The following is a 7,718-nucleotide window of genomic DNA, read 5'->3' as shown; positions in this document are numbered from 1 at the left end:
GAAATTTATAATGAGCTAGGGGTGAGCTATGTCTACCCCAAAATCGGACATACTAGAAGATTCAAACGTGCCACTCTGGAGAAGCAGGGTAGAGAATTGGTATTTACCCATGATGAACGAGGTGAGATTTTTCGGGTGGCAGTCAACCGAAACCAGTCAGGTGAGCTTGAGTATTCACCGATTAATATCGGGACAGTAGAAAGAGAAGACCTGATGCTTTGGCAAAAAGCAGACCGCGTATTGCAACAGATAATAGAAGAACAGCAACAACAATCAATCAGACAAAGTAAAGGGTTCTCCCTCTAGGTGATGGCGCAACTCTTAACCGATAAATCTCAAATAGTCGGTGTCTGCCACTGCCACAAATCCACTCGTTGAGCTACCCAGATTGTTGCAGGCAGAGGTAGACACTCCGCTTTGCCGACTATTGGTTAAGAAAATCATTGAGATCCTTTATTAACACCATTTTGGCAGCTATAGGGTTAAATTTTGAGGGAAACTTTGTAGCGCATGACGGTTCTGATCGAATATACTGGCAAGCCTCTGACTTAGTATTCGGGTCTGTATATTTAGCCCCACTCAGATTTGCACCGCTCAGGTTGGCATCGCTCAGGTTAGCACCACTCAGAATTGCATCGCTCAGGTTGGCACCACTCAGAATTGCATCGCTCAGATTTGCATCGCTCAGGTTGGCACCACTCAGAATTGCATCGCTCAGATTTGCATCGCTCAGGTTGGCACCGCTCAGATTTTGGCCCTTAGCTCCCTGATTAACAATCTTCCAGACTGTATGCCATTTAGCATCAATCTGTGTCTTCTTATTAAGAATTACACCGCTCAGATTTACACCGCTCAGATTTGCACCGCTCAGATTTGCACCGCTCAGGTCGGCACCGCTCAGGTTGGCATTACTCAGGTTGGCATCGCTCAGGTTTGCATAGCTCAGGTTTGCTTTTGGCAAGAAACGATTGCAGAGGCACGCCTCTTTGAGGTTAGCACAATATAGTTGTATACCGTTGTCAATAAATTTCAATGCAGCTTTCTGGCTATCACTCATCTGCACATTTTGCATGTCAAACTTACATGCTTGATGAAATTCTCTGTTTATTTTATTTATAATCCGCTTGTCGGTCAAACTTAAGTTGGCATTGCTTAAGTTTGCATAGCCCAATTTAGCATTATTCAGTATGACATTCATTAGGTTCGCATCACTTAAGTCAGCCAATTCTAAATTCAATTCGCTTATAAGCTCCGCATCGCTTAAAAAACTAATAATACGCCCTTTACGTTCCCCGTCCTTATCCATTCTTCGTAGTAGTGACAATGTACATGCACGAGCACTATCTAGAAGTGCATCTAGCACGGCGCACTCATTCTTGTTAGATTCTTTATCAGTTAATAATTTTAATTTTTTATCAATTAATAATTTTAATTTTTTATCAATTAATAGCTCTGATATATGCTTAAAGTAAGAAAGTAAAGCTTCTTCACGTGAAATATTATCAGTCTGTTCGTTTTCACTACGTTGAAATAGATATATTGCAATCGGAATTGCAAGTGTACCACCCAGTCCCAACCAATCCCAAAGCGTTTTCCCAGACTGCTCAACTTCGATAGTTTTTATGACTTTGCTCGTACTATCCCGTTCTGTGTTTGTTGTAGAATCAGAACCAAATCCAGTCCAATCTGGTGCGTAAATAATTGACGCGATCGCTCCAGCAACAAACAGAAAGGTGCAACCTCCAATCAATTTATGTTTTTTCAGCCAAACAATTATCTGCATCTCGAAGTATTAAATAGTAATGTACACAGCAACGTATCATCTTAAAACGATATATTTTCAAATTACTTTTGAGTTGAAAATCAAATAACTTACAACTACAATCCATCCTAAAAAAAACCATAGGTTTATACCTAAAAGGGGTTCAGCTAGGATATGTGTAAAACGGGACAACAAAGGTGAATTTTGATCAAGCTGCTAAATACAAGTATGAGAAAACTTACGTGGTGTTCATATACTCACAAAAAACATCTTTACATGAAAGATAATTAAAGTTTTACAGAGACGGTAAAAATCTATCAAAAGATAGATGCTATCTAGTTTTTTTATTAACGTAGAAACTATATAGCTACAAGAAAATAAAAACAATTTCCGCACTTCTGTAGTAAATTTATTGACAGCATTGTGATCCCGGACTCCTACTCTATTTCCGCTGCCTCTCCTAATCCAGCGCTCCTATAGGCATCACCGTGCCAGAAAAGGAAAATTCTACGCTTATATCTCTGCACTCTCAGTATTGGCAGAGATATAAGCTTTTTCAACCGCCGATTCAACGTTTGATTAACAACGTGGAATCAATAATCGTAGCTGTCAATTACACGTATTAGCCCAATCGTGTAATGCTGCATGAATCACGAGCCAAAAGGCATCACCGTGCCAAAACGATAAGCCAACTATAATTTTTACGAAGTTCAGAAGTATTTTATTTGCATTGATATTCAAAAATTTTCCGCAAAAAGATTCTAATTGAGGATATTATGTGGAAAAATTCCTCATAATACCCGAATATAAATGTTATGTAAAAAGTTTCCGCATAATAAATAGTTGTTCTACCGACGCAGTATAAAACTTAACATTATAGCTAAAATCTGCGAAGCGTCGTCACAACAAGACTTCGTTGGAACCGCACCTCCGGCGTTATCCCTATTAACCTTGAGTCCTTTGACTAGCTTTAAGGGTGATCTGTGATGAATTGAGTCGTAAGCAAGGAATTTATGAGTGAAGACAACAATCAAGAACAAATTGAACAGCAGTCTGTGGTTAGCAGTTCTAGTGAGGAGGACAAAAATCCTAGAAATTGGTGGATTGAAATTGTTTCAGTGATAGCAGTAGGTTATCTAATCTTTAGCCTAGTTAGCCCAATGCTTCTTAAGGAAGGACAACAACCTCCAAGAAAAATAGAAACTCCTGATCTTATACTTGTTGCCATTGTCCTGTTCTTCAACTCTGGGTTACTTAATAGACTAGAGGATTTTGGCTTTTCTAAGGATGGTGCTGTTACAGCCAAGTTTAAAGAACTAAAGAAAGAAGTCAATGAGCAGAAAAAACAAATTGACGAGCTTCAAGCGCAACAATTGGAACAGCTAGAAAAACAACAAAAAATACTAGGAGAAACACAAGAAAATCTAGAAGAAACGCAAGCATTTATGTATAATTTTTTACTTGGAGAAAAGGATTATGAAAAAATTGATCGCCTTAACCATCATTCTAAAACAGGCACAAGCTATGATTTTTATGTATCTGAGAAAGTTGGTGATGAATTAAGGCGTTTACGAGATTTAAAGCTGATTTTCCTAAAGGCTGGATATGTTCAATACTTAATCCAATTGAGCGATTATGGAAAACGTTCAATTGATTTAACGGAGTATTTTGATATTACCGATTTAGGTAAAAAGTTTTTAGAAACTCGTAAAAAATTACAATCAAAAAGTCAACAAGAAACAAACAACTTTCAAGAACCTTTAAAGGTTGAATAGTTCATCATTTTTCTCTATTACTGTTTCGGAATAACAATCCAGTTGGAGTGGACTTCTTTGAGATGCAGTTGAGCAACCCAACAATCCCGTTGCATATCGACCGTATCAAACTACACGTAAGAGCCAAAACGTGTAATTACTGCCTATATATATTGATCTAACGTGATCGCTTTTTTGGCATTGAGCCAAAAATCGGGTAATTTCCATTTAGATGGTAGAGAGTAGAGCATATACTCTGTGGTTGATTTCGGCAGCCCCCATGAAGATCACATCTATGTAACGTTCAAATCCCAAAATTTTTGGGAATACTAAGTTTACGTTTTTACGTGACATAAATATATACTTTACAACCCTAGATAAATTGCAATCTCGATAGAGTTGGCATTTCTCCAGGGTTTTTTATATGCAATAGGTTTATTAGCGCAAAGTCTGTACTAAAACGAAATCCCAATTTATTGCCGACTACAATTAATGCTTATTTAGATTTTCTCTGTTTTCCAACTGACCAAGCCACTTCTCCCCCCTTCCTTTGCCCTGCCCTGGTAAACACAAAACCAGCGTCTTCAAACTTTGAACCGTACCTACAAACTGTAGAGGGAGACAATTTTAGTAAAGTCGCCAGTTCACGAGTGCTGAGTACCCAACCATTTTTATAAGCTTCTTCCAATGCCCTTAAATGGGCGACTGGATCACTCGCCAAGAGAGGAAGCTGGCGGACAATGGCGGGAATCAGCCGTGTCACTAACCCTTCAATCACTTGCGAAAGTTGGCCGAACTGACTGGCGGTTAGTCCGGCGACTGTTAACTGACCGTCAGGCTGACTGGCAGACTCTATGCCAGAATCAAAATACTCAGACTGACCGCCGGACTGTCTGGCGTATTGGTCGGCAAAGTCCGCCATACTACCACCCGCTTTCATGTGGGCATCTAGCTGGTCAAGCAACTCTAACTGCTCTCCACTGACATAAGACTTATTGCCGATTTTGGTTGGCTTGATGCCTAACCTATTGATCCGATCATAGATAACAGATTTAACAATCCCATATTTATCGGGAAGCTGGGCGACTGGTACTCGGTCTAGTTTGGTCATAGTCGGCGGTCTGACTGGCAGACAGTTTGTGTAACAGCATACACCTTGGTACTGGGAATTAGCAACTGTATCTACCAGCAATCAGAGTCGGGGCTATTGCACGCAAGAGTTGGCAATCGCTAATCACTCATTTTTTCTCTCCACCTGTAAAACTGTGTACTGCCCGATTAAGCTAAAAGTAAGTAATGAACGAGTGTATCATCCAAGGGACAGTTCAAAATGAAGATTGGGAAAGGGAAAAATAAACGATATGTCTACAATCCTTACAAAGGATTTGCTAAACAAAATGTAAGTCTTGAAAATTCATCACATCAAGAAATTATCTCAAAAGTTTTGAGCGGAGAAATTATTTTGTGTTGCGGTCGAATGCAAGACGAATCAGGACATGGTGGTGATATTTTAATAGAAAAGAAAATTTCTGAAATAGGTGATGAGCAGACCAATTTAAAATTCGCTTATGAAATGGTGATGCAAAGGAATATTATTAACCTTGGCATCAGAAGACAGCATGAACAAGGTAAGGGATTGCTGAATTTTATGGATAAAAAATATAGAAGGCTAGTAGGACTATACGATGCTACTGACGCAGATGATATTATTTTTAACTGGTATACTATCCCAGAACTGGAAAATGCACAGAGAGATTCTGCATTATTTGTCAATACGAATTCACTGAAACCAATAGCACTTATATTAGCTAAAAATTGTGACGCAGCACATGAGTTTCCCTGTTTGTTTAGTGGAGTACCTTTAAATGAAGAAGCAACAATGAGAGGCCATCTACTGTTTATGGTTAAGTCCAATAATGTATCCGATTTGAAAATTAATATTTTGACTCAAGAAAAATTTATTTAACTTGATCTGCCCGTCAGGACGGCCAGTTAACAGTTACCGGACTGACCGCCAGTCAGGACGGAGTGGCGCAGGTTGCTCCCTCACAGCCGCTTGCCATAGATGTCGTTTAACTACTATTTTCCGACTTTTCCACCCACATAGGTGTTGGTCTGTTTGTTTTTCTGTTAATTCTGCCAATAGAGTTGAAAATGGCTACTACACAAAGGTTGTAGCTTTTTTAAATAATTTAATCTAAACTCCAATAGAGAGTAAGCATATTAAGTATATTTACTCATCCTTCTTCAGATAGTAGTTGGATTTTTTTGAAATTGGTAAACTTGAAGACGAAAAATTTTTTCCGTTGATGTATTTTCAAATAAGTCCTATATATGTTTAGGAATGTCTAGTAACTTTTATATATCAGACGAAGAAATAGAAAAAATATTTTGCACAGAACTAGTTAAGTATGGAGTGAAATACGAAAAAGCAGTTATTTCTGCTAAAATTTTAGCGTCTGGTCAAGCAGATGAGTTGTTGTCATCCGAAGAGATAAAAATTGTTAAAGAAGCTTGTGAACAGTGGTTTGTACAAAAGAATCGCTATAAAAAATTGAAAGCTCTTGAAAATAATTTGGTGTAAATAAAGCATCTTAAAATGATTTTGTCTTGAGATGCTATTAACTGAGTTTTCGCATGGTTGGAGGAGCGCATATATCCCCATCTGTTGTAAAGAGTTATTATCTATCCACCCCACAAGGATTTATACAGTGATTAGAGGAAGAAGAGTGGTCGCACATAATACCAATGCACTCGCACCTACATAATCCAGTTCCCGATGCTCTGCCGCATTGAGATAAAAGGGCAGTATTGTTAATCACAATCTCTCTGTATTTGAAAAAAAAATTGAGATGGTTTTATACTAAATCATCTACGGTAGAGTCGTTTTGAAAGCATTGCCTTTTTACACTTTTTCAGCATAAATCTTGTGTTCAACAGCGAGGTTTGATGCAACTGCTATTAACTCATCAGGGTCAAATGGCTTTGCTAGATATGTAGAAAAACCTGTATCTAGAGCCAAGTTACGTGATTCAATAGACGCATGTGCTGTTAAAGCTATGGCTGGAATCTGTCTTACTTGTTGAGTGAGATTTCTAATTTTGCTAATTAGTGAATAACCGTCCTCAATTGGCATCCCGATGTCGGAGATCAGAATATTTGGTTTCAAAAGCGTAATTGTACTGAGGGCTTCATGGGCTGAAGTGACAACTGTTACTTGTACATTGTGTTGTTCAAGGATGAATTGAATCAATTCCAGGTTATCGGGGTTGTCATCTACTACTAGCACCCGCAGTCCGTCTAAAACTTGTAGATTATCCATAATTAACTGGGAAATTTTTCACGAGCTAAAGCTGAATCCAAATTTAGCTGTTAGATAATATTCAACTCAACAGATTAATTGAGCCGTTTTAGTATTCCCATTCTCGTGGTGACGCTAACAATTTTTTTACCTCAGCGCTCCCGCGCTCCCGCTCCCGCGCTCAATGTCATAAATCACCCCAATCAAAATTCAGGAAGCGTCGAGCATTCAGCTTGGTATATTTTTCAGTGTGCTTAATATCGCGGTGTCCCAGAAAGTCTTGAATCTCTCTGGTGTTATACCCCTGATTCACCAGATAGTAACCGCAAGCATGGCGCATCATGTGACAGTGAACTTTGATATCAAGCCCAGCCTGTGCCGCCAGTCGCCCAAGCAGCTTTCGCACCGCATCAGTAGACATCACCTCACCACGCTCGGAAACAAAAATATATTTACTATCGGGCAACATCTCTCTGAGTTCTTTGAGCAAAACCAGTTCATCATCTCTCAAGGGATGCACCCCAGAGTCACTACCCTTTTCCCTGGTGATGAAAATCTGACGTTCGGCCCACATCAGTGCATCCCACCTTAAGCCGCATTTAGCCCCTACAGCTTCCCCTACCCTAAGACCGTGGCGAAACATCATCAGCATCAGTGTATAATCACGGTGAGAATAACGAGCTTTGCGCTCTTTGGCGGCATCGAGTAGCGATCGCACCTCGCTTGGTGTAAGGTATTCTCTCGACCTATAATGCTTGTTAGGTAGACGAGTTGGGGGTGACGGCCTCATTTACTTCTGGTGGTAGTGTCCGGTGTACGCGCTCTATTATGGACAGTCTACACCGCCACAAGCCCCATTACTCCGTTGACAGGCTCATACAGTTAGACTTATTGATAACAG

At 39.5% G+C, this 7,718-nt stretch carries 7 protein-coding genes and 1 pseudogene; 4 read left to right on the top strand and 4 right to left on the bottom strand.

Features of this window, described 5'->3' with window-relative positions; translation table 11 throughout:
- Window positions 1-306: pseudogene (locus tag G1O98_RS35315) on the top strand (hypothetical protein); the annotation flags it as partial.
- Window positions 307-424: 118 nt separating this feature from the next.
- On the opposite strand, the gene G1O98_RS35310 reads toward G1O98_RS35315, so the two are convergent.
- On the bottom strand, window positions 425-1,783 hold the full coding sequence (locus G1O98_RS35310; RefSeq protein ID WP_163938625.1) for a pentapeptide repeat-containing protein: 1,359 nt from the start codon (window positions 1,781-1,783) through the stop codon (window positions 425-427).
- 992 nt (window positions 1,784-2,775) lie between these two features.
- Here G1O98_RS35310 and G1O98_RS35305 point away from each other — a divergent pair.
- The gene (locus tag G1O98_RS35305) at window positions 2,776-3,537 is read left to right on the top strand and encodes a hypothetical protein (protein ID WP_163938622.1); all 762 of its coding nucleotides are present in this window, start codon (window positions 2,776-2,778) and stop codon (window positions 3,535-3,537) included.
- Window positions 3,538-4,012: 475 nt separating this feature from the next.
- On the opposite strand, the gene G1O98_RS35300 is transcribed toward G1O98_RS35305, so the two are convergent.
- Entirely contained in the window at window positions 4,013-4,627 is a 615-nt protein-coding gene (locus tag G1O98_RS35300; RefSeq protein WP_243458636.1) for a MarR family transcriptional regulator, read from the bottom strand.
- A gap of 219 nt (window positions 4,628-4,846) precedes the next feature.
- On the opposite strand from G1O98_RS35300, the gene G1O98_RS35295 reads away from it, so the two are divergent.
- Together G1O98_RS35295 and G1O98_RS35285 are read left to right on the top strand one after the other, a co-directional pair.
- Complete coding sequence (locus G1O98_RS35295; RefSeq protein WP_163938616.1) at window positions 4,847-5,482, top strand: hypothetical protein; 636 nt, start codon at window positions 4,847-4,849, stop codon at window positions 5,480-5,482.
- Between the two features lie 378 nt (window positions 5,483-5,860).
- On the top strand, window positions 5,861-6,100 hold the full coding sequence (locus tag G1O98_RS35285) for a hypothetical protein (RefSeq protein WP_175586986.1): 240 nt from the start codon (window positions 5,861-5,863) through the stop codon (window positions 6,098-6,100).
- Window positions 6,101-6,421: 321 nt separating this feature from the next.
- On the opposite strand, the gene G1O98_RS35280 is transcribed toward G1O98_RS35285, so the two are convergent.
- Window positions 6,422-6,838 (bottom strand): response regulator, encoded by a 417-nt coding sequence (locus G1O98_RS35280; RefSeq protein WP_163938609.1) that lies wholly within the window; start codon window positions 6,836-6,838, stop codon window positions 6,422-6,424.
- Window positions 6,839-7,004: 166 nt separating this feature from the next.
- Window positions 7,005-7,607 carry a tyrosine-type recombinase/integrase gene (locus G1O98_RS35275; RefSeq protein WP_163938606.1) on the bottom strand — a complete coding sequence of 201 codons (603 nt, stop codon included), beginning with the start codon at window positions 7,605-7,607 and terminating at the stop codon, window positions 7,005-7,007.
- Window positions 7,608-7,718: the final 111 nt, after the last annotated feature.

It is taken from the genome of Nostoc sp. UIC 10630, assembly GCF_010747425.1.
Lineage (GTDB): Bacteria > Cyanobacteriota > Cyanobacteriia > Cyanobacteriales > Nostocaceae > Nostoc.
The sequence above is the reverse complement of the archived record's forward strand: the minus strand, read 5'-3'. Positions and strand labels throughout refer to the sequence as shown.